This window comes from Pseudomonas sp. AK181 (assembly GCF_051122975.1).
GTDB classification, from domain to species: Bacteria; Pseudomonadota; Gammaproteobacteria; order Pseudomonadales; family Pseudomonadaceae; genus Aquipseudomonas; species Aquipseudomonas lactis.
Genome location: NZ_CP146348.1, coordinates 1,885,566 through 1,909,766 on the forward strand (window position 1 = coordinate 1,885,566; position 24,201 = coordinate 1,909,766).

The following is a 24,201-nucleotide window of genomic DNA, read 5'->3' on the forward strand; positions in this document are numbered from 1 at the left end:
GAATGGAGGTTCGTTTTGTGACCTGAGTCCTTTCATCATGCTTCCTGAATGCCAGCTGTTCGGCACCCTGGGTTGCCATCTGTGTGAAATTGCCGAAGCCGAAGTCATGCCGCTCGTCGAACGCGGGCTGTTGGTGGAGTTGGTGGATATCACCGATCCCCAGGACCTGACAGACGTCTACGGCCTGCGGATTCCGGTGCTTCGCCGCACGGACACCGGGGCGGAACTGGACTGGCCGTTCGACACCGAGCAGTTGGTTGCCTTCCTGCGCTGAGATTTATGCGATGGCGGCTTTTCAAATATTCAGTTACTGTATATTCGTACAGCGATTGAATAGAGGGAACGCCCGTGGTGAATGTTGAACAACTTAAAAGCAGCGTCAATCGCATGTCCGCCGATGTGGTGCGCGACGCGGTGAACGAGCTGCGCCTCGATGGCCTGGTCACGGAAGGCAAGACGCCCTTTAACAAAGTGCATTTCAACACCTGCTTCGCGGAAATCGAGGCGCTGTTCCAGCGCGCCGGTTATCACAAGCAGCTGGATGTGGTGGGTTATCAGGGCTTGCTCTACGCGCTGTATGACCCGGGCCGTTGGGAAGCGGTGGACGTGCTGCGCTGGCTCAAGGAATTCACCGAGGCGGCAAGCGCCTCGCCGGTGCTGCGGGCTCAACTGGCCAAGGCCTGAGATAGCCCTAGGCAATCGCACGCCATGGGCGATAATGCCCGCCTGTTTTCCAGGCTTTGAGCGTCAGCATGTCCACTTCCGGTTTTTCTCCCTCCCAGCACCAAGCCAGCACCCTGTACTTGCCGCCGGGCTCCTGGGTGACGGTGCTCGATTGCCTGTGCGCACATTTCCCGGCCATTGGCCGTGAACAGTGGTTGGACCGCATTGCCCGCGGCCGGGTGCTGGATGTCAATGGCAGCCCGATCAGCCTGGGCCTGGGCTACAAGGAAGGCCTGTGCATCTATTACTTTCGCGAAGTGCCCAACGAGAAAGTGATTCCGGTGCAGGAAAGCATCCTGTACGCCGATGAGCACCTGGTGGTAGCGGACAAACCGCATTTCCTGCCAGTGACACCCGCTGGCGAGTACGTCGAGCACACCTTGTTGCGACGCTTGATCCGGCGTCTGGACAACCCCGCCCTGGTGCCTCTGCACCGTATCGACCGGCATACGGCGGGGGTGGTGCTGTTCTCCGCCAACCCGCACAGCCGTTCGGCCTATCAGCAATTGTTTCCCACCCGACGTATCGACAAATTCTACGAAGCCATCGCCCCCGCCTTGCCGCACCTCAGCTTCCCGTTGGTGCACAAAAGCCGCCTGGTGGATGGCGAACCTTTCTTTCGCATGCAGGAAGGGCCGGGCGCCAGCAACACCGAGACGGCGGTAGAGGTGCGCGAGAAAAATGGCGATCTATGGCGCTACGGCCTGTTCCCGGTGACCGGCAAGAAGCACCAGCTGCGCGTGCATATGACCGCGCTGGGAGCGAGCATCTGCAATGACCCGTTCTACCCCGAAGTGATCAAGGACGCCGAGGACGATTACGCCAAGCCACTCAAGCTGCTGGCCCAGGGCGTGCGCTTTATCGACCCGGTGAGCGGCCAGGAGCGCAGCTTCCGCAGCCAGATCACCCTGGACTGGTAAACCCCAGGAACAACAAGGCCCGCGCGAGGCGGGCCTTGTGTGCAAGCGTTAAGGCTTACAGGTCTTTAACGGTGCGAACCTGATCTTTGTTGATGCGGGTGCGCTTGCCGTCAAGTTGCTGGAATTCGTAGAAGCCCGAATCTTCGTCAAACTTCGGGGTGTCGACAGCCTGGATTTCACGACCGTCATTCAGGGTGATCACTGTTGGCGAAGCGCAACCGGCGAGGGTGGCGAGGCCCAGTGCAAGCATGAGAGCGGCGATGGTCCGTTGAGTCATGAGTTTGTCTCCGAGAGAATACTTTTAAATTGCTGACCTTGTGACGTACGGGACGCCGGCAAAGTTCCTTGTGCAGGGTTCATTCTGACATGCCAGCCCCGGGGTGCAACAGCTCGGGCGTATTAAGATTGGCCAGGCGCGGGTCATCGGCCGGGCATTCCAGGGCCACCGCGCCCAGTTGCAGCCAGAGCTTGCGCGGGCTGCGTTCACCCGCTTGCCACGCCTGTTCCACCTGGTTTTTCAGGCTCGTGGGGATGATGCACAGCAAGGGTTCCCAGTATTCACCCTGGCGCACCATCACCGGTAGCTGCGGGTTGCGTCGTGAGGTCGCACGCAGGTCGGCCAGCAGTCGCGCATCGATCTGCGGCACATCGCAAGGCAAGATCAGCAGATGCGCATGGCGTGCGGCGAAGAGTCCTGCACGAATGCCCGCCAGCGGGCCGGGGAAGTCCGGGCTGTCATCGCTCACCTGTTGGTCGGCATAGGGTGCGTAGCGTTCATGGTTGCGGTTGCACGAGATGATCAGGTCATTGGTGAGTGGCCGGGCCAGCTGGTGCAGGTGGGCGATCAAGGGCTGGCCTTGCCATTCCAGCAGCCCTTTGTCCTGGCCGCCCATGCGTTGTCCGCGACCTCCGGCCAACAACAGGATCGAACACGGCAGGGAGGAAAATTCAAAGCTCATGGTGGTTGCGCTGCGGCAGGTAAACAGGGGCCTGTGATATAACATCGGGCTGTTCCTTCGACAACCGGACCGTGCCATGAAAGCCAAGGCCGATGCGCCCTTTGTACCCCTCAATATTGCTGTATTGACCGTCAGCGACACCCGCACCCTGGAAACTGACACCTCCGGCCAGGTCTTCGTCGACCGCCTCACCGCCGCCGGCCACCACCTGGCCGAGCGCGTGCTGCTCAAGGACGACCTCTACAAGATCCGCGCCCAGGTGGCCCACTGGATCGCCGAAGACGTGGTGCAAGTGGTGCTGATTACCGGCGGCACCGGCTTCACCGGCCGTGACAGCACGCCTGAAGCAGTGAGCTGCCTGCTCGACAAGCAGGTCGATGGTTTTGGCGAGCTGTTCCGCCAGATCTCCGTGGCCGATATCGGCACCTCCACCGTGCAATCGCGCGCCCTGGCGGGGTTGGCCAATGGCACCCTGGTGTGCTGCCTGCCGGGCTCCACCAATGCCGTGCGCACCGGTTGGGACGGCATCCTCGCCGAGCAGTTGGATAACCGTCACCGCCCGTGCAACTTCGTCCCGCACCTCAAGCAGGCCGAACCTTGTGAATCCCGTGGATAAGCCCGGCAAGACCGGCGTCCTGATGCCGGTGGAAGCGGCCTTGCAACGTTTGCTGGACATGGCCGCCGCTGCGCCGATCCGCGAGCAGCAAGTGTTGCCGCTGGCTGAGTGTGATGGCCGGATATTGGCCCAGGACCTGATTTCCACACTCGACCTGCCGCCGTGGCCCAACAGTGCCATGGACGGCTATGCCGTGCGCCTGGCGGACTGGACCGGCGAACCCTTGGTGGTGAGCCAGCGTATTTTCGCCGGCACTGCCCCTGAACCCTTGGCGGCCGGTACCTGCGCACGCATCTTTACCGGCGCGCCGGTGCCCCAGGGTGCGGACTGCGTGCAGATGCAGGAAAACGCGGTGGTGCATGCCGACCAGCGCGTGAGTTTCACCGAGCCGTTGCAGAGGGGGGACAACATCCGTCCCCAGAGCCAGGAAACCACCGTCGGTGAGACCGTACTCAATGCCGGCACCCGCCTGGGGCCCATCGAACTAGGTTTGGCCGCGTCCCTTGGGCGTGATCGACTTGAGGTGGTGCGACGCGTGCGCGTGGCCGTGTTGTCGACCGGCGATGAACTGATCGAGCCAGGGCTGCCGCTCGGCCCGGGGCAGATCTACAACAGCAACCGCCGCGTGCTGTGCAGTTGGTTGGCGCGCATGGGCTGTGAAGTGATTGATGCCGGGATTTTGCCGGATGATCTGGAACAGACCCGCGCGCGCCTGGCGGGGCTGGGCAGCGTTGACCTGATCCTGTCGACCGGCGGTGTGTCGGTGGGCGAGGCGGACTTCCTCGGCATTGCCTTGCGCGAAGAGGGGGAGCTGGCGCTGTGGAAGCTGGCGATCAAGCCGGGCAAGCCGCTGACCTTCGGGCATTTTCGTGGCGTGCCGGTGATCGGCCTGCCGGGCAACCCAGCCTCTACCCTGGTGACCTTTGCGCTGTTGGCGCGTCCGTATTTGCTGCGCCGCCAAGGTGTGATGGAGGTGCAGCCGCTGCGCTTCGAAGTGCCGGCAGGGTTTGTCTGGCCCAAGCCTGGCAACCGTCGCGAGTACCTGCGTGGGCGGATCGAACAGGGCAAGGCGATCATCTACCGCAACCAAAGCTCCGGGGTGCTGCGCAGTGCGGCATGGGCTGAGGGTTTTGTGGAGGTGATGGAAGGGACCACGTTGGCCATCGGCGACCGGGTCAATTTCATTCCCTTGAGCGAAGTCCTGAACTGAGCGAGCGCTAAAAAAATGTGGGAGCTGGCTTGCCTGCGATGGCGGCCTGCCAGCCGCCCCCTATCTACCTGACACCCCACGATCAACCTGTGGGAGCTGGCTTGCCTGCGATGACGCCCTTACAGCCGACCAATATCTACCTGACACCCCAACGATCCAACTTGTGGGAGCGGGCTTGCTCGCGAAGGCGGCCTGTCAGTCAACACAGTTGGATTGTGTGCATATCCATTGCTGCGGTAACGGCCGCTTAGGGTTCCGCCCTGACGTGAACTGCCCCCCGAAAGTTGGACAGGGGACGCTATTGATTTAATGCCTGAGTCCGAAATTGTACCGGGCTCAAGCCATTTAGTCTGAGGCTTATGCGGTCTTGGTTGTAGTAGGCGATGTAATCCTCTATGCCTGATGCCAACTGCTCCACACTCTCAAATGACTCCAAATAGAAAAACTCGCTCTTGAGCGTGCCGAAAAAACTCTCCATGGCGGCATTGTCCAAGCAATTACCCTTGCGCGACATGCTCTGCTCGATGCTCTTTTCGGCCAGCATGTGTCGGTAGATAGGCTGCCTGTACTGCCAACCCTGGTCGGAGTGCAGTATCGGTTTGTCACCTTGATTCAGTCGCCCGAAGGCTTTTTCCAGCATCGTCGAAACCATCCTGAATTCGGGACGTCGGTTGATCTGGTAAGCCAGGATCTCGCCGTTGTACAAATCCATGAGAGGCGAGAGAAACAGCTTTTGCCCCTTCACCTTGAACTCCGTCACGTCGGTTGCCCATTTCTCGTTAGGGGCTTCTGCCTTGAATTCGCGCTTTAGTAGATCAGGCGCAACAAGCCCTTCAGCACCTCGGTAAGAGCGATATTTCTTCACTTTGACCAGCGACTTGAGGCCTATCACCTGCATCAGTCGATACACCTTTTTGTGATTGATCAACTCACCACTGTTTCCAAGGGTCGCGGCGATGCGGCGGTAGCCGTAACGCCCCTTATGCCCGTGATAGACGCTGCGGATGCGATCTTTAAGGCCGGCATGCTTGTCGGTTAGCAGTGTTTTGCTTTGGTAATAGAAGGTGCTGCGTGCCAGTGCCGCAGCACGTAGCAACAGAGCAAGTGGATGCTCATGCCTCAATCCTTGGACGGCCTGCGTTTTTTTGGCTGCGCAGTACGGGGATCCGCTTGGATTAAGGCATCGAGCTTTTTTAGATAGGCATTCTCCGCGCGCAGATAAGCCAGTTCTGCGAGCATTTGTGCAGGGGTCAGTTCTGCGTCCGCAGGAAGAGCAGGACTTGCTTTGGGTTGCCTGGAAGGTTTGCGGGGCATACTGGACTCTTTAAGACGCTGCGGTTGTAGTGCTTCTACACCGCCTTCATCGTACAGCTTTCGCCACTGCCTGATACTACTTGGACCACGGATATCAAACCGTATACAGGCCTGTTGGTCCGACAGTCCATCTTGTTTGATGCACTGCAAAACCTTTAATTTAAACTCGGCATCGTAATGGCTGTACTTGGCGATCAAGCCAGAGGCGCCGTGCTTTTCAAAACCCTTGACCCAGCGTCGCAGGAGCGATGGACTCAAGTCATGCTTAAGGGCCACCTCATGGATGCTACTGGCAGACAGGCACTCTTCAATCAATGATTGCTTGAGCGCTAGGTTGTATTTCGTCATGGAACACTCTCCCGAGGGGGCAGGTGTCCAACATTCGGGGGTCAGTTCAACGGCGGGTCACTTTGGAAAAGAGCCCCAAAGTAACCAAAGGGCTCTTGCCCCACCACTCGGCACCTCGCCCAGGCTCGGTGTGCCCGTAATCCGCCAGTGATTTGGGGGGCCGCCGCCACGCGCCATCCATGGCGCGGGGCGGCTAAACCGGCATCCCTGCCGGTTTACCCCCCCAAATCCCTGTCGAATTCCGGCCAGCGTGGTTTGACGGGGCGCCTAAGATCAAGATCAAGAGCGGCTCGCTTCGCATCGTGGTTACCGATGGCTGCGGCGAACTGCACAGTTGTGTAGATACCTATGCTGCGATAGCGGCGGTTCAGTTGGCCCATTTGTTACTGATACAACGACATAGCGATCAACGGTAACTACGATGCGAGGCGAGCCGCTGTTGATCTTGCTCTTGATCTTGCTCTTGATCTGCTTTTGATCTGCTTTTGATCTTGATCTCAGGCGCCCCGTTAAACCACGCTGGCCGAACGCAGGCTTGAATTCGTGGGTAACCCGGCAGGACGCCGGGTTAGCCGCCCCGCGCCATGGATGGCGCGTGGCGGCGGCCCACGGATTCAAGCCTGCGTTCGGGCACACCGAGCCTGAGCGAGGTGCCGAGTGGTGGGGCAAGAGCCCTTTTGGTTACTTTTGGGGCTCTTTTCCAAAAGTGACCCGCTGTCAGAGCGGAACCCTAGGTGGCCGTTACCTAAATAACGGATATGTACCCGGTCTAACTGCGTTGACTATCAGGCCGTCTTCGCAGGCAAGCCAGCTCCCACATTTGGACTGCGGCGCGTCAGGTAGATCAGTGACGGCTGTCAAGCCGTCAGGGGAGCAAGCACCCTCGCCACAGGATCAGCGCCGTACCGAAGTTGTGTAGATACCGATGGCTATCGCAGGCAAGCCAGCTCCCACAGTGGTTGGCGTATGGGCCCTCATGAGCACTCAGTAATCGTCACCCTGCTCAGTGACGTCCCGCTCCTCCGGTCCCGCATCCGGGTCGTAGCCCACCGGGAACTTGCCTTTCAACGTCCAGGCAAATGCAATGATTTCGGCAATCGTGCGGTACAGCTCTTCCGGAATGCTGTCTCCCAGTTCCATGCGCGCCAGCAGTTTCACCAGCTCGGGGTTTTCATAGATGGGGACTTCGTTCTCCCGTGCCAGCTTGAGGATGGCTTCTGCCAGGGCGTCGTCGCCTTTGGCCGTCAGAGTGGGGGCCTGTTGGCCGTCGTACTTGAGGGCGATGGCCTGGCGGGGTGGGGCGGCGTTTTTCATGCGGTTTCATCCACCCAGCGTTGTTCCAGTCCGGTTTTTGGCCCGCGTGGCGGGGTGCCCAGATGGCAATCCAGGTCGCCGACGTTGAGGCCGGATGACACCAGTCGCTCGCGCAGGCTGCCCAAATGGCTTTCGATCAGGCTGGCGGTGAACGGGCGGCTGGCCCACAGCTGGCTGGACAGTTTGCCTTGGGACAGCTGCGCCTGAACTTGCAGCGGCCCCAGCGGCTCCATGTCGAAGGCCAGTTCGACGCGCCAGAGCATTTGTTTCGGGTCTTTTTTATCCTTGCGTTCGGGCTGGTCCTTGTCTGGCGCGGGCTCCTCGCGCTGGAACTTGACCTGCAACGGCACGATGTCTTGCAGCGTGCGCAGGGGGATTTCCAACTGCCAGGTGGTTTGCAGGCGACCGTCGGCGGTGGTGCCGGTCTGTTCCAGGCTCGACAGTTGGTGGCTCTGCAAGCGCGAGATCGCCCCGGCGGCCAGGCGTAGCAGGTTTTCCAGGTCGCCTTCACCTTCCAGCTTTGCCATCAACCGCTCGGGCAGCGGGAAGCCGGCGGGGATCTGGCGGGCGCCGACTTGGCCGAGGGTGTTCAACGGGCTGCGCACAAAGTGTGGCAACACCTGGGCCAGGGTATTGGCGGCGAGGATCGCATTCAGGTTGGTGCTGGCGGGCAGGGCAGGCAGCAGGTCTGCGACCAGGCGCAACAGCGCGCCTTTCATGTCCAGCGGTGGGATTTGCGGGTTCTGGCCGGCGAGCAGTTTGGCTTCCAGAAAGGCGCCGCTGTTCTGCACCACCTGGGCCAGTACCTTGGGGTTGCTGACCTGCGCCAGATCGGGCAAGGCCGCCAATAATCGCTCGGCGGCGGCCCGCAGCTCAGCCGATGTGCTGTCGCCACGGGGCAGGTTTTGCAAGGCGGTAAACACCGCGTCCAGCGAGCCTTGGCGACTTTGCTGGGTAGCAAGCTGTTGCGCCACGGCCAGTTGGTCTTTCAAGCCGCTCAGCGGTACGAAGTTCAGCGTTTGCGCGTTCTGCACCACGGCACTGAGCAAGCTGCCCACCCTCAGCGGCTGAGGGCTTTCCAACGTCAGGGTGGTACCGGCCAGGGCGTTATTGAGCACACTCACCAGCGAGCGATAAATTGCCGGTTGCGCCGTGCCCTGGGGCAGCATCTGCGTGGTCAGCACCTTGGCTTGCAGCAGCGTGCCTACCGGCATTTGCGTGGTGTCGAGGCGGGTGAGGGCGGCCACGTTGGCGCTCATGGCTTGCTGCAAGGTGATGGCCAGATTGCCCGCAGGCGTCTGGCTCACCGCCACATTGCTGCCCAGGGGCAAGGGCTGGGCGCTGCTGGCCTGCACCAGGGTCTGGCGACCGCCTTCGAGGGTCAACTTGAGCAGCAGTTGAAAAGCCTCGCCGCCTTGTTTGAGGGCGATGACCTCGGCGTTCACGGTTTTCCCCGGGCCGATCAACCCGGCCTGCGGTTCCAGCAGCTTGAGCAGCTCGCCGGCAGCCGGCAGCGGCGCGGGTCCGGGGGCTGAGGTGGGCGGCAGTGGAGGAAGGTTGATCTCACCGGTCATCGTGCGCGTGGTCTCTGGGGAAATTGCCCTCTTTAGAGTAGGGCATCGCATGTATAATGCCGCCCGTCTGCAAAGAGAGCGGTAAAAACCTCACAACTATTTGATCCAGCTCTCTAAAATCGGTCGCCAAAGCCGTTATTGTGCATCTCTCTATAACGGCCGCTGCACCGCCGACTTGAACCGTAAAGGCCCGCGATCTTTTGACCAGCCCTCTTCTTGAAGCCGTAGCGCTTGCCTGTGAACGCGACCTGCGCCTGCTGTTCGAGCAACTCGACCTGCGGCTTTCGGGGGGCGACATGGTGCAAATCAGTGGCCCCAATGGCAGCGGCAAGACCAGCCTGCTGCGCCTGCTGGCCGGGCTGATGCAGCCCACGGCCGGTGTGGTGCGTCTCAACGGCAAGCCGTTGAACGAACAACGTACTGAGCTTGCGCGCAACCTGGTCTGGATCGGCCACGCTGCCGGCATCAAGGACGTACTCACCGCTGAAGAAAACCTCAGCTGGCTCAGCGCCCTGCATCATCCTGCTTCCCGTGACGCCATCTGGCAGGCCCTGGCCGCGGTGGGCCTCAAGGGCTTTGAAGATGTTCCCTGCCACACCCTGTCCGCCGGCCAGCAGCGCCGCGTAGCCCTGTCCCGCCTGTACTTGCCCGGCCCGCCGCTGTGGATTCTCGATGAACCCTTCACGGCCCTCGACAAGCAAGGCGTGGCTCAACTCGAAGCACACCTGGCCCAGCACTGCGAGCAAGGCGGCCTGGTGGTGCTCACCACCCACCACACCTTGGCGCGCATGCCTGCCGGCTACCGTGAGCTGGACCTGGGGCGGTGGTCGCTATGAGTGTGTTCGCCCTGTTGGTGGCCCGCGAGGCACGGCTGTTGTGCCGTCGCCCCGCCGAACTGGCCAACCCGCTGGTGTTCTTTGCCATCGTGATTGCGCTGTTTCCGCTGGCGGTCGGCCCGGAGACTAAACTGTTGCAAACCTTGTCCCCGGGACTGGTGTGGGTCGCCGCGCTTTTATCGGTTCTGCTCTCGCTGGACGGGCTGTTTCGCAGTGATTTCGAAGACGGTTCCCTGGAACAGTGGGTCCTTTCGTCGCACCCTTTGCCACTTCTGGTACTGGCCAAGGTACTGGCACACTGGGCTTTTTCCGGCTTGGCGCTAGTCTTGCTCTCGCCACTGCTTGCCATGATGCTGGGGTTGCCCGTTGAATGCCTGCCGGTGCTGCTCCTGTCCTTGTTACTCGGCACGCCGGTGCTCAGCCTGTTGGGGGCGGTGGGCGCAGCGTTGACGGTCGGTTTGAAGCGCGGCGGGCTGTTACTGGCGCTGTTGATTCTGCCTTTGTATATCCCGGTGTTGATCCTGGGCAGTGGCGCGTTGCAAGCCGCGCTCATGGGCATGCCGGCGACCGGTTACCTCTTGTGGCTTGGTAGCCTGACCGCCCTGGCGGTAACCCTGACACCTTTTGCTATAGCCGCCGGCCTGAAAATCAGCGTCGGCGAATAATGAGGTCTGACCCGGCGTTAACGACGCGGAGTCAGTAAAGACCCTGAGCTTTTCGCCACGACGAAAAGCACCGTGATGGAAACAGCAATGAACTGGACCTGGTTTCACAAGCTCGGCTCGCCCAAATGGTTTTATGGCATCAGTGGCAAGCTGCTGCCGTGGTTGAGTATCGCCGCCATCCTGCTGATCGGCATCGGCCTGGTCTGGGGCCTGGCCTTTGCGCCGCCGGACTATCAGCAAGGCAACAGCTTTCGCATCATCTATATCCACGTGCCTGCCGCGATGCTGGCCCAGTCCTGCTATGTGATGCTGGCGGTGTGCGGCATCGTCGGCCTGGTCTGGAAGATGAAGCTGGCCGATGTGGCCCTGCAGTGCGCCGCGCCCATCGGTGCGTGGATGACCGCCGTGGCGCTGGTGACCGGTGCAATCTGGGGCAAGCCGACCTGGGGTTCGTGGTGGGTGTGGGATGCGCGCCTGACCTCGATGCTGATCCTGTTGTTCCTGTATTTCGGCCTGATCGCCTTGGGCAACGCCATCAGCAACCGCGACAGCGCCGCCAAGGCCTGCGCGGTGCTGGCGATTGTCGGCGTGATCAACATCCCGATCATCAAGTACTCGGTGGAGTGGTGGAACACCCTGCACCAGGGCGCCACTTTCACCCTCACCGAAAAACCGGCGATGCCCGTGGAAATGTGGGCGCCGTTGCTGCTGATGGTGCTGGGCTTTTACTGTTTCTTCGGCGCCGTATTGCTGCTGCGCATGCGCCTTGAAGTGCTCAAGCGTGAAGCCCGTACCAGTTGGGTCAAAGCCGAAGTGCAAAACTGCCTGGGAGCACGCGGATGAGTTTTGCTTCTTTCAGTGATTTTCTCGCCATGGGCCACCACGGCCTGTATGTCTGGACGGCCTATGGCATCTGCCTGGCGGTGCTGGCCCTCAACGTCGCCGCGCCGATCCTGGCCCGCAAGCGTTACCTGCAACAAGAGGCGCGACGTCTGCGCCGGGAGACCGAAAAGTGAATCCGCTGCGTAGAAAGCGTCTGTTGATCATCCTTGCCATCCTGGTCGGCGTCGGCATTGCCGTGACCCTGGCCCTGAGCGCCTTGCAGCAAAATATCAACCTGTTCTACACGCCCACCCAGATCGCCAATGGCGAAGCGCCGGTCGATACGCGCATCCGCGCCGGCGGCATGGTGGAGCAGGGCTCGTTGAAGCGTTCCGGCGATTCGTTGGACGTGACCTTCGTGGTCACCGATTTCAACAAGGCCGTGACCATCACCTATCGCGGCATCCTCCCGGACCTGTTCCGCGAAGGCCAGGGCATTGTCGCCCTGGGCAAGCTCAACGCCGACGGCGTGGTTGTGGCTGACGAAGTGCTGGCCAAGCACGATGAAAAATACATGCCGCCGGAGGTCACCAAAGCCTTGAAAGACAGCGGCCAAACCGCGCCCGCCGCCCCAGCCAAGGAGGGCTAAGCCATGACGTCCGCACTGTTTATTCCTGAGTTGGGCCAGTTGGCGATGATCCTCGCGCTGTGCTTTGCGGTGGTCCAGGCCGTGGTGCCCTTGCTGGGTGCCTGGCGCGGCGATCGCCTGTGGATGAGCCTGGCGCAGCCGGCCGCCTGGGGCCAGTTCGCTTTCTTGCTGTTCGCCTTTGGTTGCCTGACCTACGCCTTCATGACCGACGATTTTTCCGTCGCTTATGTTGCCAACAACTCCAACAGCGCCTTGCCCTGGTACTACAAGTTCAGCGCCGTGTGGGGCGCCCACGAAGGCTCCTTGCTGCTGTGGGCCGTGATCCTCGGCGGCTGGACCTTCGCCGTCTCGGTGTTCTCGCGCCAATTGCCGCAAGTGATGCTGGCGCGGGTGCTGGCGGTGATGGGCATGATCAGCATCGGTTTCCTGCTGTTCCTGATCATGACCTCCAACCCGTTCACCCGCATCCTGCCGCAGATCCCGGTGGACGGTCACGACCTCAACCCGTTGCTGCAGGATATCGGCCTGATCGTGCACCCGCCGATGCTCTACATGGGCTATGTGGGCTTTTCCGTGGCCTTCGCGTTCGCCATCGCCGCCCTGCTCGGCGGGCGTCTCGACGCCGCCTGGGCGCGCTGGTCACGGCCATGGACCATCGTCGCCTGGGCCTTCCTCGGTATCGGTATCACCCTAGGCTCGTGGTGGGCCTATTACGAACTTGGCTGGGGCGGCTGGTGGTTCTGGGACCCGGTGGAAAACGCCTCCTTCATGCCGTGGCTGGTGGGTACCGCGCTGATTCACTCCCTGGCCGTCACCGAAAAGCGTGGCGTGTTCAAGAGCTGGACGGTACTGCTCGCCATCGCGGCGTTTTCCCTCAGCCTGCTCGGCACTTTCCTGGTGCGCTCGGGCGTGCTGACCTCGGTGCATGCGTTTGCCTCAGACCCTGAGCGCGGCGTGTTCATCCTGATCTTCCTGCTGTTTGTCGTCGGCGGCTCGCTCACCCTGTTTGCCCTGCGCGCGCCGGTGGTCAAGAGCCAGGTCGGTTTCAACCTGTGGTCGCGGGAAACCCTGTTGCTGGGCAATAACCTGGTGCTGGTGGTGGCCGCGTCGATGATCCTGCTCGGCACCCTCTACCCGCTGGTGCTGGACGCCTTGAGCGGCGCCAAGCTGTCCGTGGGGCCACCGTACTTCAATGCGTTGTTCATCCCGCTGATGGGCCTGTTGATGGTGGTGATGGCGGTTGGCGTGCTGGTGCGCTGGAAAGACACCCCGGTGAAATGGCTGGCGGGCATGCTGATGCCGGTGCTGCTCGGCAGCGTGGCCCTGGCGGTGATCGCCGGGTTTGCCTACGGCGACTTCAATTGGGCGGTACTCGCCACGTTCCTGCTGGCGGCCTGGGTGTTGCTGGCTGGGGCGCGGGACATCGTCGACAAGACGCGCCACAAGGGTTTGCTCAAGGGCCTGCCCACCTTGACGCGCAGCTACTGGGGCATGCAGATCGCCCACATTGGTATTGCGGTGTGCGCCCTTGGGGTGGTGCTGTCCAGCCAGAACAGCGCCGAGCGCGACCTGCGCCTGGCGCCGGGCGAGTCCATGGACCTGGCCGGTTATCACTTCATCTTCGAAGGTGCCAAGCACTTCGAAGGGCCGAACTTTACTTCCGACAAAGGCACGGTGCGCGTAGTGCGCAATGGCAAGGAAATCGCCGTGCTGCACCCGGAGAAACGCCTGTACACCGTACAGAGTTCGATGATGACCGAAGCCGGGATCGACGCCGGGTTCACCCGTGACCTCTATGTGGCCCTCGGTGAACCCCTGGGCGACGGCGCCTGGGCCGTGCGCGTGCATGTCAAACCCTTCGTGCGCTGGATCTGGTTCGGCGGCTTGCTCACCGGGTTCGGCGGGTTGCTCGCGGCGCTGGACCGGCGCTATCGGGTCAAGGTCAAGAGCCGGGTGCGTGAAGCGCTGGGCCTTTCGGGAGCTGCGGTATGAAGCGTTGGTTGATGGTTGTGCCGCTGGCGTTGTTCCTGCTGGTGGCGGTGTTTTTGTATCGCGGGTTGTACCTGGACCCGGCCGAGCTGCCTTCGGCGATGATCGGCAAGCCGTTCCCCGCCTTCAACCTGCCAACGGTGCAGGGTGACAAGACCCTCACCCAGGCCGACTTGCAGGGCAAGCCGGCACTGGTCAACGTGTGGGCCACCTGGTGCATCTCTTGCCGCGTCGAACACCCGGTGTTGAACAAGCTGGCCGAGAAGGGCGTGGTGATCTACGGCATCAACTACAAGGACGACAATGCGGCGGCCTTGAAGTGGCTGGCGGAATTTCATAATCCGTACCAGCTGGATATCCGCGACGAAGACGGCAACCTGGGGTTGAACCTCGGCGTGTACGGCGCGCCGGAAACCTTCTTCATCGACGCCAAAGGAGTGATCCGCGACAAGTACGTCGGCGTGATCGACGAAACGGTGTGGCGCGAGCAACTGGCCGCCAAGTACCAGGCGCTGGTCGATGAGGCCAAGCCATGAAGCGTTGGTTGACCGCAGCCGTTTTAGCCCTGGGCCTGGTCGGTGTGGCCCATGCCGCCATCGACACCTATGAATTCGCCAACGACGCCGAGCGCGAGCGTTTTCGCGACCTGACCAAGGAACTGCGCTGCCCCAAGTGCCAGAACCAGGACATCGCCGACTCCAACGCCCCGATCGCCACTGACCTGCGCCGAGAGATCTTCCGCATGTTGGGGGAGGGCAAGGACGACCAGCAGATCATCGACTTCATGGTCGACCGCTACGGCGATTTCGTGCGCTACAAACCGGCGCTCACCGGCAAGACCGCGCTGTTGTGGTTTGGCCCGGCCGGGCTGTTGCTGGCCGGCGTGGTGGTGATGGCCGTGATCGTGCGCCGTCGCCGCGTCGCACCGATTGATGGCGCTGATGCGCTGTCCCCTGAAGAGCGCAAACGCCTCGACCAATTGCTGGACACCAAGACTGATGATTGATTTCTGGCTCGCAGCCGGTTTGCTGCTACTGATTGCCCTGAGTTTTCTGTTGATCCCTGTGTTGCGTGGCCGTCGTGCCCAGCGTGAAGAGGATCGCACCGCGTTGAACGTGGCGCTGTACCAGGAACGCGTCGCCGAGCTGCAAGCGCAGCAGGACGAAGGTGTGTTGAATACCGCGCAACTCGACACCGGCCGCGCCGAAGCGGCCCGTGAGTTGCTGGCCGACACCGAAGGCGTGGAAAAACCCCGTGAATCGCGGTTGGGCAAACCACTGCCGTTTTTGGCGGCGTTTCTGGTGCCTGTGCTGGGCGTCGCGCTGTACCTGCATTATGGCGCGAGCGACAAGGTCGAACTGACCCGAGAGTTTTCCCAGCCACCGGTGTCCATGGCCGACATGACCCGCCGTCTGGAGCGCGCCGCCGCTGCACAACCGGATTCGGCAGAAGGTTTGTACTTCCTCGGTCGCGCCTATATGGCCCAGGACCGTGCCGCCGATGCTGCCAAAGTCTTTGAACGTACGGTTGCATTGGCCGGGCGCCAACCGGAACTGCTCGGCCAATGGGCCCAGGCGCAGTACTTTGCCGACAACAAACAATGGTCGCCAAAGGTTCAGGCGCTGACCGACGAAGCCTTGAAGCTCGACCCCAAGGAAGTCACCAGTCTCGGCCTGCTGGGTATCGCCGCCTTTGAGGGCCAGCGTTATCAGGAAGCCATCGACTACTGGAACCGCCTTCTCGCGCAATTGCCGCCAGAGGACAATTCCCGTGTCGCCCTGCAAGGCGGGATTGATCGCGCGGCAGAGAAGCTCAAGGAGAGCGGTGGCAGCGTCGCACAGGCGCCCAAGGCGCTGCTGAAAGTGCGTGTGGATGTATCCGCCGAGGTAAAAGCCAAAGCCCTGCCGGGCGACAGCGTGTTCATCTTCGCCCGCGCCGTTAACGGCCCGCCGGCGCCCTTGGCGGCCAAGCGCGTGACCGTCGACGCATTGCCGGTCACCGTCGAACTGGGCGATGCTGACGCGATGATGCCGCAGTTGAAACTGTCCAACTTCCCCGAAGTCCAACTGGTTGCGCGCATATCCCGGGCCGGCCAACCGACCACTGGCGAATGGATCGGCCGCAGCCAACCGTTGGCCAGCAGCACCACTGCGCTGCAGCAATTGACCATCGACACTCCGGACCAGTAATTCTGAGGACACGCCCATGACCGCATTTGCACGCATCACCTTGCTCAGCCTGGTACTTGGCCTGAGCGCCTGTGCGGTCCACCGCCCACCTGCGGCGCCGACCGGCCCGGCTATTCCACCTGTTGGCCCATCTACGCAGCCGAGCACCAAGCCCAGCACACCAAACCTTCCGGCCCGGTGACGCCGCCGCCCAAACCCCTGCCAAGCAAATCGCCGACCTTCGCCCCACCGCCGGGTGCCGCCAGCCACTGGGACGGCAAGATGCAGGTGTACGTGCTGGACGACCAGCCGGACACCTTCTACCGCCAGCGCACCTACTACCGCTGGAGCAACGGCTGGAGCCGCTCCATCAGCCCCAATGGGCCATGGGAAGAAACCAACGTGCAAGGCGTGCCGCCGGGGTTGAGCAAGCAGTACGCGCAATGAGGAAAGGCGACCTGAGGGTCGCCTTTTTCATGGCTTTCAAATGCACTGTGTCGATCATGGCAGGGGTAAGCCATTCAAGCCCGGTGTATGCGCCGAATGCGCAGCGCCCTGGCGTAATGTGACCATCGCTGGCCTGGCGTGGGAATGATTGCTAGGTATACTTTCTTACGACTACGACGACGCGGCCTCCCAGGTGTAAACCAGGCGCTGCGCAGTGGGGCCGGGGATGTACCGGTCTGGAGACAAGTGAAGAGGGTTTTTAATGGCAGGCAGGTTGATCTATCTCATCGGGCCATCGGGTTCGGGCAAAGACAGTCTGCTGGATGCCGCACGTCCACGCCTGGTCGAGCGTGGGTGCCGTATGGTGCGACGGGTGATCACACGGTCGGCGGAGGCGGTGGGCGAAGCGGCGCAAGGGGTGAGCCCCGAGCAGTTTGCGGCCATGGAGGCCGAGGGCGCGTTTGCCTTGAGCTGGCAGGCTAATGGCTTGTCTTACGGCATTCCCAAGGAGATCGACGAGTGGTTGGCCGCCGGGGACGACGTGCTGGTCAATGGCTCCCGTGCCCACCTGGCGCAGACCCGCGAGCGTTATCCGACGTTGCTGGTATTGCTGCTGACGGTGGATCAAGCGGTGCTGCGCCAACGTCTGATTGCTCGTGGGCGAGAGTCACTGGTGGACATCGAAGAACGCCTGGCGCGCAATGCGCGGTTCACTGCCGAGTTGATTGCCGGTCATGGCGCCGGTTTGTTCGTATTGGACAATTCCGGCCCGTTGGCGCATACCGTCGAACGCTTGCTGTGCTGCCTGGACCACGGGCATAGCGTATGCACCTGACCTCAGTCTCGGTAGGTTGGGACAACCCCTTCATGTAGTGCGTGGTTATGTCAAAGCTCGGATAAAACCCAGGCGCCAAGCTTATTTTTCGCTGATGTGTTTGTTTGGTTTACTGGATATTTGAAAGTTGATGAGTGGGTCGATTAAGTTAATTTTTTGGCGGGTTTTTATGCCTGCTGTGTTAAGGCGTGTCGCGGTCAGTCAATAAGTGTGGGCAGGTTGCGCTGAATAAAACTTGTGCGGATTTTTTGCGAGCGTGTTTATAGTGGGTTCTTGCAAAGAATTAGCGATGGTGAAGGCATTTTCAATATGGGAGCTTTATCGGGCTGGTAATGGATCAGTCAGCATCGATAACTTCTATACATGGACGGGTCATTTCACTGTTCAGAGTAATAAAGCACCATGCATATCCCGGTTAGGCAGTCTACCCAGTCGCATGTCCCAGAGACGTCCCACTCGCATTTCTCCGCCGATGAGAATCAAGTTATTCTCTGGGCCAATAATAAAAAATCTTTCACCACGGACCAGGCGGCGAAACATATTACGCGCAGTGGTTCCAAGTTTAAGGACAGTAATAGAGATGGCAAAATTGTCGTGGGTTTCAACTTCAGCGGGAACTTCAATGCGGCTCAGAAAGAGCGCGCCAGGCAAGCCCTTCAATACTGGGCCGATGTCGCCAATATCCAATTTGTTGAAAAGGGCTCAAACACCGATGGCAACATCACTATCAATGGGATGGGCGGGTCAGCAGGCTATGCGGACTTCCCGTACGGTCATTATGCGAAACCCCAAGCCAACATAGGCACCTACGGCGGGCAGAACCCGACAATGGGCAGCCACTTCCTCAGTTTGTTGATCCATGAGCTGGGGCATACCCTCGGGCTGAGCCATCCAGGTGACTACAATGGTCACGGCTACAACTACGGACGCAATGCCGAATACGCCCAGGACACCAAGGCACGCAGTGTCATGAGTTATTGGGACGAGACCCATCAGCCCGGGCACAATTTTGCCGGGCACGGCCCAGCGGCACCGATGATGGACGATATCGCCGCGGCACAGCGGCTTTACGGCGCCAATACCAAAACCCGCAATACCGATACCACCTACGGCTTCAATTCCAATTCTGGTCGGGATGTCTACAGCCTTAAACGGGGGAGTGACAAACCGATTTTCACCGTTTGGGATGGCGGGGGTAACGACACACTCGATTTTTCCGGGTTCACCCAGAACCAAACCATTAACCTCAAGGCTGAGGCGTTTTCGGATGTGGGTGGCTTGCGCGGGAATGTGTCGATTGCCAAGGGCGTAATGGTGGAAAACGCCATTGGCGGTGCTGGCAACGATACCTTGACGGGAAACGAGGGCAATAATCGCCTTACGGGCGGCAGGGGGGCTGACAAGTTGTTCGGTGGCGCTGGGGCAGACACCTTTGTCTACCAACGTGCCAGCGATTCAACCGCGCAAAAACCTGACATCATCCAGGACTTCCAAAGCGGGATCGACAAGATCGACCTGACCGGCGTTCTTCAGGAGGCGGGGCTCAAATCGTTGAATTTCTCTGAACGATTGAGCGGCAAAGCCGGGGACGCCGTGCTGGGCCAAGACCCGAAAACCGGTCGTTTCACATTGTCGGTGGATACAACGGGCAATGGCTCGGCGGACCTCCTGGTGGTCAGCCAAAGCCCGATCAAACAGACGGACGTGATCTGGAACGGGCAGGCGCCGACCGTGGCGCCGACCGTGACTCCGACGCCGACGCCGACGCCGACGCCGGCCCCCCCTGTCGTTCCTGTTTCGGACCCCATCCCGGCGCCTACTTCAGAGCCGACTGAACCCGAGCCTGAGCCCGAACCTGAACCTAAACCGGCCCCTCGGCCCGGTGGAGGGTTTTTCGAGAAAATTTTTTCGTCGTTCAAAGGGTTCCTCAACAAGGTGTGGTCGATATTCAGCTGAGCCCACTCTTCGATCAGTGAACACCTTCCTGCTTTAAATGCCGTTACCCAGGTTTCCTTCTATCCAGGTTTGGACGTGCGCGGCATCGCGTTCAAGCCTGCCTGTCACGTGCAGCATCGTTACCCCCCAGACACGCTCATATTCATGTGGTGCGCTTTTCACCGGGCTATCTCGGTGATTCCTTCCTGTTTCGTCGGCCCATGGGGCAATCGCGTCGCGCGTTTTGCACAGCTATTCATTGGCCGTAGCATCCGTATGTTTTACATGATTGCGTTTCGGCGAGGTCAGCTTGATCGGCTGTTGCAGTGCCTTGAATTACCGTTGAGGGCCAGACATAAAACCCCTCTATGCACGCTTTGGATTTTTTCCTTCACTTCATATTCTACTATTCGCCCTTTAATCAAACTGCTGTGTAGGGCGCGTTAAAAGTTTTAAGTCGGGTATATGTTTTTGTGCGCTCGGGGTCTTGTCTGATTGTGAATAATGCTTTGCAATAAAAATGACAACAAGAGTGCTTGTGGAGTTTTATTTTCATATAAAACAGAGGGTTATCGTTTTTGCCAGGCAGTGGTTCCGCTACTGCGATTTCAGCGTTTTTCGGCTGTCGGGTTAAAGTGTTTTTAAATTTTAGAGTGTGTCTGGTTGAATTAATTCGTCGCTGGCCTGCGGGCAGGGAGTGTGAGAATTTAAAGCGGTGCCGATAACTACTGCTGCTCTTGTTGGGCGGGAATCGGTATCTCGAATGTTTTAAATTTTATCGTTCGAGTCTGATTTTTATGAGGACTTTGGTTTATGAGAGTGCCAGGACCATCCACAACTAATGTTGGTGTGCCCCAAGCGCTGGATACCGGGAGCAGTATCAGCCCTGAGGGCCCTGCTGATGTATCTACGCTAAACAGCAAAAAGCCGGTGTTTACTTCGCAACAGGCTGGTAAACAGCTCACCCGCAGCGGTTTCAAGGTTCATGACAATAACGGTGACGGCAAAACCACGTTGTCCTATCGCGTCTCCAAGGGCTTCACTCCACAGCAGGCAGAGCAAGCCAGGCAGGCAATGCAGTCCTGGCAGGATGTCGCTAACGTGACATTTACCGAAAAAGCGCCGCATCGTGACGGCCATGTTGATATCAATGACATGCCCGACTCCTCGGGAGGGGTGGCTTCACTTCCCCATCAGTTTATGACCCAGACTTCCGCAAGCATTGGAACGCAGAATGTGGGTGCGAACCCGCCACCGGGGCATTTCTTTCGTATGGTTTTAGTTCATGAACTAGGCCACGCCCTTGGGTTGGAGCATCCGGGAAACTATGACGGTTCCGGTAACTATGGGCGTCACGCAGCGTATACCGGGGATACCCAAGCGCGTTCTGTCATGAGTTACTTTTCGGAGAAAAATCAGCCCGGGCATGACTTCAAATTACTGCACCCCTCTGCGCCGATGATGGATGACATAGCGGCGGCCCAGAAACTCTATGGGGCGAATACTAAAACACGCAATACCGACACGACCTATGGGTTTAATTCCAATACGAATCGCGAAGCGCTTAGTTTGAAGTCGGCGAATGACAATCCTATTTTCTGTGTGTGGGATGGGGGAGGCAACGACACTCTGGATTTCTCCGGGTATTCACAGAATCAGAAAATCAACCTCAACGCCGAGTCCTTTTCGGATGTGGGCGCGTTGAAGGGTAATGTCTCCGTTGCCAAGGGCGTCATACTGGAAAACGCAGTGGGCGGGAAGGGGGATGATGCCCTGATAGGTAATGCTGTTGCCAATCGTCTCAAAGGAGGCGGTGGAGCAGACCGGTTGTCAGGGGGGGGCGGTGCAGATACCTTCGTTTATGATCACGCCAGTGACTCCACTCCGGATAACCCCGACGTCATTCTGGATTTCGAGAGTGGCTCCGACAAGATTGATGTTCGCGCCGTCCTGAAACAGGCGAATCTCAGTGCGCTTAAATTCGTCGAACGCTTTACCGGTCAACCCGGTCAGGCGGTGATAAGTTACAACCAGGGTAGCAACGAGGGAAGTCTGGCCCTGGATCTGACGGGTAACGGTAAGGCAGACCTATTAATCAAAAGCCTCGGCCAGATAAAAGCAGGTGATGTCTTGTCGCAGTGCGACACCCCAACGGCAAACCCTGAACCGAAAGACCCCAAGCCTGCGCCGCGTCCTCAACCCGAGGAGCCCAAACCCAAGCCGGAACCAAAACCGGAGGAGCCAAAACCGAAGCCACGTCCGGATCCGTGTGAGCCGAAGCCACGTCCGGATCCGTGTGAGCCACAGCCGCGTCCAGACCCGCGTGAACCACAACCACATCCGGATCCGCGTGAGCCGAAGCCGGGCCCATACCCGCGTGAGCCGCAGCCACGTCCGGATCCCTGTGAGCCACAGCCACGTCCGGATCCGTGTGAACCGAAGCCGCGTCCATACCCGCGTGAGCCGCAGCCACGTCTGGATCCGTGTGAACCGAAGCCGCGCCCATACCCGCGTGAGCCGCAGCCACGTCCGGATCCGTGGGAACCGAAGCCGCGCCCATACCCGCGTGAGCCGCAGCCACGTCCGGATCCGTGGGAACCGAAGCCGCGTCCATACCCGCGTGAGCCGCAGCCACGTCCAGATCCCTGTGAGCCACAGCCACGTCCGGATCCGTGTGAACCGAAGCCGCGACCATACCCACGTGAGCCGAAGCCACACCCGGTTCCGTGTGAGCCCAGACCCATCCCTCGTACAGATCCTTGTGAGCCGAAAGCTTTCATTCGAAATTCAAGACCGGCCTATGGCTTCAATACCCATTCAGGCCAGTCCCGCGCGATGCACGCATCGGCTTTTGATCAGTCGGCGTTTTCCGCACGGGTTTGGAGGGGGAACCATTCAATGTCAGATGGGCGCTGAGTCTATTTAAGTCCATCGCTGTTATGAGTGAAACATCAGGCCAAGCGTAAGTGCTGACTACCAGTAATAACTTGGCTGTTTTATGACGCTCGCTGAAAAATTTGAGTGGTCATGTTTGAGACCGGCTATTTAAGAATTCATGGGTGCCTTACTTGTGAAGTGTCGTGTTGTTGTTTTTAACTAACTGAGAAAGCTTAATTATGATTAATGTAACTCCATCCGCTGCAAACCACTATATGCCAACGCCGAGCGTGACTCCTCAGCCGTCACCGCAGGCACATCCTGGCAACCAAGGCGACAGTGAAGCCGCGGCGTCTTCTCATGGCGATGCGAACTCAGCGGTAAACAACCAAGCCTCGACAAAATCAAAATTGCTTAGTCTTTCCGCTCCGCTGCTAGGTGAGCGCACTGGCCTACAGCGAATGTATGGATCGAGCCTGAACTCCGGGCTGCTTCACCTTGGAGACATGAATCCTGGCAAAGCGGTAATGGCTCAGTGCTATTCGAAGCCACAGACAGATACCGAACCCACTGCTGAGACCAAGCCAAACGACGAAACCAAGCCAGTAACGGCTAAGCCCATCTCGGACGGCGATACCAAGCCAGTAACGGCTAAGCCCATCTCGGACGGCGATACCAAGCCAGTAACGGCTAAGCCCAAGCCGAGCGGCTTCAAAACGCCATTAACTGATCGGCTAAAGCCACGCGGCGGCACCGAGGAGCCAGTGGTTGAACAGCCCAAGGCAGGCGGCACCAAGGAGCCAGTGGTTGAACAGCCCAAGGCAGGCGGCACCAAGGAGCCAGTGGTTGAACAGCCCAAGGCAGGCGGCACCAAGCAGCCAGTGGTTGAACAGCCCAAGGCAAGCGGCACCAAGCAGCCAGTGGTTGAACAGCCCAAGGCAGGCGGCACCAAGGAGCCAGTGGTTGAACAGCCCAAGGCAAGCGGCACCAAGCAGCCAGTGATTGAACAGCCTAAGGCAAGCGGCACCAAGCAGCCAGTGATTGAACAGCCCAAGGCAAGCGGCACCAAGCAGCCAGTGGTTGAACAGCCCAAGGCAGGCGGCACCAAGGAGCCAGTGGTTGAACAGCCCAAGGCAAGCGGCACCAAGCAGCCAGTGGTTGAACAGCCCAAGGCAAGCGGCACCAAGGAACCTGTGTCTGGACAGCCCAAGGCAGGCGGCGACACCAGAGCCGACGACACCACCTACGGATTCAACTCGAATACCGGCAGGCTGGAAACTACCCTGACGTCAGCGTCCGATAAACCCGAATTCAATATCTGGGATCAGCGCGGGAACGATACCTTTGATTTCTCTGGCTTTGTACAGGATCAAATCATCGACTTGCGCAGTGGTGCGCTGTCCAGCGTAGGTGGGATGAGGGAAAATGTCAGGATCGGCGAGAAGACCGTGATCGAAAATGCCGTGGGTGGCCGCGGTAACGATCGGATCATTGGGAACAGCGCCGATAACGTACTGACCGGTGGCGCTGGGGCCGATACGCTGATGGGCGGCGAGGGTTGGAACACCTTCAAGTTCAATGCCTTTAGTGATTCAACCCGTGCCAATGCCGACTTGCTACTGGACTTCAAAACCGGGCAAGACAAGATCGATCTGTCGCAAATGGCGCTCGACGGCAAGGTCACGTTGAACTTCGTCGACAACTACACCGGGGCGGCGGGTGACACCATCATCAAGTTCAATCCGCAGACGGGACGTTACTTGCTGGCGACCGACCTGGATGGCGATGGTAAGACCGACTTCCTGATCAAAAGCACCCGAATGATCAGCCCGGAAGATGTCATCGGGCTCAACATCAAAGATGGCGGTTATCTCTAACGACTTGATCGCGCACCTTTGACGGTCGCCATTGCTTGAAGCAAGGCGGGGCGGGACTTAATCAATGGTTGATCAAGTCCCGCCCCTTTGTGCGTTGTGAAAAATTTTGTTGGCCCAATGACC

The 24,201-nt window shown here is 59.7% G+C and carries 23 protein-coding genes and 1 pseudogene; 19 read left to right on the forward strand and 5 right to left on the reverse strand.

Features of this window, described 5'->3' with window-relative positions:
• The first annotated feature begins 37 nt into the window (after positions 1-37).
• The 3 genes from V8689_RS08820 (at position 38) to V8689_RS08830 (ending at position 1,643) form a co-directional block, all read left to right on the forward strand.
• Positions 38-274: a glutaredoxin family protein gene (locus tag V8689_RS08820; protein WP_056789246.1), complete on the forward strand. Its 237-nt coding sequence runs from the start codon at positions 38-40 to the stop codon at positions 272-274.
• Positions 275-348: 74 nt separating this feature from the next.
• Positions 349-684 (forward strand): hypothetical protein, encoded by a 336-nt coding sequence (locus V8689_RS08825; RefSeq protein ID WP_003189932.1) that lies wholly within the window; start codon positions 349-351, stop codon positions 682-684.
• A gap of 68 nt (positions 685-752) precedes the next feature.
• Positions 753-1,643 (forward strand): pseudouridine synthase, encoded by an 891-nt coding sequence (locus V8689_RS08830; protein ID WP_056789244.1) that lies wholly within the window; start codon positions 753-755, stop codon positions 1,641-1,643.
• Between the two features lie 55 nt (positions 1,644-1,698).
• Here V8689_RS08830 and V8689_RS08835 read toward each other — a convergent pair whose 3' ends face one another.
• Together V8689_RS08835 and mobA are read right to left on the reverse strand one after the other, a co-directional pair.
• Positions 1,699-1,920, reverse strand: coding sequence for a YgdI/YgdR family lipoprotein (locus V8689_RS08835; RefSeq protein ID WP_005786486.1), 222 nt, complete (start codon positions 1,918-1,920; stop codon positions 1,699-1,701).
• Between the two features lie 79 nt (positions 1,921-1,999).
• A complete protein-coding gene (gene mobA, locus V8689_RS08840) occupies positions 2,000-2,602 on the reverse strand; it encodes a molybdenum cofactor guanylyltransferase MobA (protein WP_056789352.1) in 603 nt (200 codons plus the stop codon).
• 76 nt (positions 2,603-2,678) lie between these two features.
• Between mobA and moaB the strand changes: the two genes are divergently transcribed.
• Positions 2,679-3,218, forward strand: a complete 540-nt coding sequence (moaB, locus tag V8689_RS08845; RefSeq protein WP_032892684.1) for a molybdenum cofactor biosynthesis protein B — start codon at positions 2,679-2,681, stop codon at positions 3,216-3,218.
• Entirely contained in the window at positions 3,202-4,428 is a 1,227-nt protein-coding gene (locus V8689_RS08850; RefSeq protein ID WP_434520703.1) for a molybdopterin molybdotransferase MoeA, read from the forward strand. The genes moaB and V8689_RS08850 overlap by 17 nt, the downstream gene beginning before the upstream one ends.
• Before the next feature lie 298 nt (positions 4,429-4,726).
• Here V8689_RS08850 and V8689_RS08855 read toward each other — a convergent pair.
• The 3 genes from V8689_RS08855 to V8689_RS08865 form a co-directional block, all read right to left on the reverse strand.
• A protein-coding gene (locus V8689_RS08855; RefSeq protein WP_155717239.1) for an IS3 family transposase occupies positions 4,727-6,090 on the reverse strand; the annotation gives its coding sequence in 2 pieces (ribosomal slippage) (positions 4,727-5,625 and positions 5,625-6,090; 1,365 coding nt in all).
• Positions 6,091-7,074: 984 nt separating this feature from the next.
• Positions 7,075-7,404, reverse strand: coding sequence for an EscU/YscU/HrcU family type III secretion system export apparatus switch protein (locus V8689_RS08860; RefSeq protein ID WP_056788616.1), 330 nt, complete (start codon positions 7,402-7,404; stop codon positions 7,075-7,077).
• On the reverse strand, positions 7,401-8,978 hold the full coding sequence (locus V8689_RS08865) for a flagellar hook-length control protein FliK (protein WP_056788613.1): 1,578 nt from the start codon (positions 8,976-8,978) through the stop codon (positions 7,401-7,403). The genes V8689_RS08860 and V8689_RS08865 overlap by 4 nt, the downstream gene beginning before the upstream one ends.
• 200 nt (positions 8,979-9,178) lie before the next feature.
• Between V8689_RS08865 and ccmA the strand changes: the two genes are divergently transcribed.
• The 14 genes and pseudogenes from ccmA to V8689_RS08935 all read left to right on the forward strand — a co-directional run bounded on the left by ccmA (position 9,179) and on the right by V8689_RS08935 (position 24,078).
• Positions 9,179-9,814 carry a cytochrome c biogenesis heme-transporting ATPase CcmA gene (gene ccmA / locus V8689_RS08870; RefSeq protein ID WP_056788610.1) on the forward strand — a complete coding sequence of 212 codons (636 nt, stop codon included), beginning with the start codon at positions 9,179-9,181 and terminating at the stop codon, positions 9,812-9,814.
• The gene (ccmB, locus tag V8689_RS08875; protein WP_003189951.1) at positions 9,811-10,479 is read left to right on the forward strand and encodes a heme exporter protein CcmB; all 669 of its coding nucleotides are present in this window, start codon (positions 9,811-9,813) and stop codon (positions 10,477-10,479) included. The genes ccmA and ccmB overlap by 4 nt, the downstream gene beginning before the upstream one ends.
• Positions 10,480-10,566: 87 nt before the next feature.
• The gene (locus V8689_RS08880; protein WP_003189953.1) at positions 10,567-11,322 is read left to right on the forward strand and encodes a heme ABC transporter permease; all 756 of its coding nucleotides are present in this window, start codon (positions 10,567-10,569) and stop codon (positions 11,320-11,322) included.
• On the forward strand, positions 11,319-11,495 hold the full coding sequence (gene ccmD / locus V8689_RS08885) for a heme exporter protein CcmD (RefSeq protein ID WP_003172771.1): 177 nt from the start codon (positions 11,319-11,321) through the stop codon (positions 11,493-11,495). Before V8689_RS08880 ends, ccmD begins: the two co-directional genes overlap by 4 nt.
• Complete coding sequence (gene ccmE / locus V8689_RS08890) at positions 11,492-11,950, forward strand: cytochrome c maturation protein CcmE (protein WP_034135169.1); 459 nt, start codon at positions 11,492-11,494, stop codon at positions 11,948-11,950. The genes ccmD and ccmE overlap by 4 nt, the downstream gene beginning before the upstream one ends.
• A 3-nt stretch (positions 11,951-11,953) precedes the next feature.
• Positions 11,954-13,942, forward strand: a complete 1,989-nt coding sequence (locus V8689_RS08895) for a heme lyase CcmF/NrfE family subunit (protein WP_056788608.1) — start codon at positions 11,954-11,956, stop codon at positions 13,940-13,942.
• Positions 13,939-14,475 (forward strand): DsbE family thiol:disulfide interchange protein, encoded by a 537-nt coding sequence (locus V8689_RS08900; protein ID WP_032892673.1) that lies wholly within the window; start codon positions 13,939-13,941, stop codon positions 14,473-14,475. The genes V8689_RS08895 and V8689_RS08900 overlap by 4 nt, the downstream gene beginning before the upstream one ends.
• Positions 14,472-14,945: a cytochrome c-type biogenesis protein gene (locus V8689_RS08905; RefSeq protein WP_056788604.1), complete on the forward strand. Its 474-nt coding sequence runs from the start codon at positions 14,472-14,474 to the stop codon at positions 14,943-14,945. Before V8689_RS08900 ends, V8689_RS08905 begins: the two co-directional genes overlap by 4 nt.
• Positions 14,938-16,128 (forward strand): c-type cytochrome biogenesis protein CcmI, encoded by a 1,191-nt coding sequence (gene ccmI / locus V8689_RS08910; RefSeq protein ID WP_056788601.1) that lies wholly within the window; start codon positions 14,938-14,940, stop codon positions 16,126-16,128. The genes V8689_RS08905 and ccmI overlap by 8 nt, the downstream gene beginning before the upstream one ends.
• A 16-nt stretch (positions 16,129-16,144) precedes the next feature.
• A pseudogene (locus V8689_RS08915) lies at positions 16,145-16,554 on the forward strand (hypothetical protein).
• 262 nt (positions 16,555-16,816) lie between these two features.
• Entirely contained in the window at positions 16,817-17,389 is a 573-nt protein-coding gene (gene phnN / locus V8689_RS08920; RefSeq protein WP_056788595.1) for a phosphonate metabolism protein/1,5-bisphosphokinase (PRPP-forming) PhnN, read from the forward strand.
• Positions 17,390-17,791: 402 nt separating this feature from the next.
• On the forward strand, positions 17,792-19,345 hold the full coding sequence (locus V8689_RS08925) for a M57 family metalloprotease (protein WP_056788592.1): 1,554 nt from the start codon (positions 17,792-17,794) through the stop codon (positions 19,343-19,345).
• Between the two features lie 792 nt (positions 19,346-20,137).
• The gene (locus V8689_RS08930; protein ID WP_434520704.1) at positions 20,138-22,240 is read left to right on the forward strand and encodes a M10 family metallopeptidase C-terminal domain-containing protein; all 2,103 of its coding nucleotides are present in this window, start codon (positions 20,138-20,140) and stop codon (positions 22,238-22,240) included.
• 200 nt (positions 22,241-22,440) lie between these two features.
• Positions 22,441-24,078, forward strand: coding sequence for a M10 family metallopeptidase C-terminal domain-containing protein (locus tag V8689_RS08935; protein WP_434520705.1), 1,638 nt, complete (start codon positions 22,441-22,443; stop codon positions 24,076-24,078).
• The last annotated feature ends 123 nt before the right edge of the window (positions 24,079-24,201 follow it).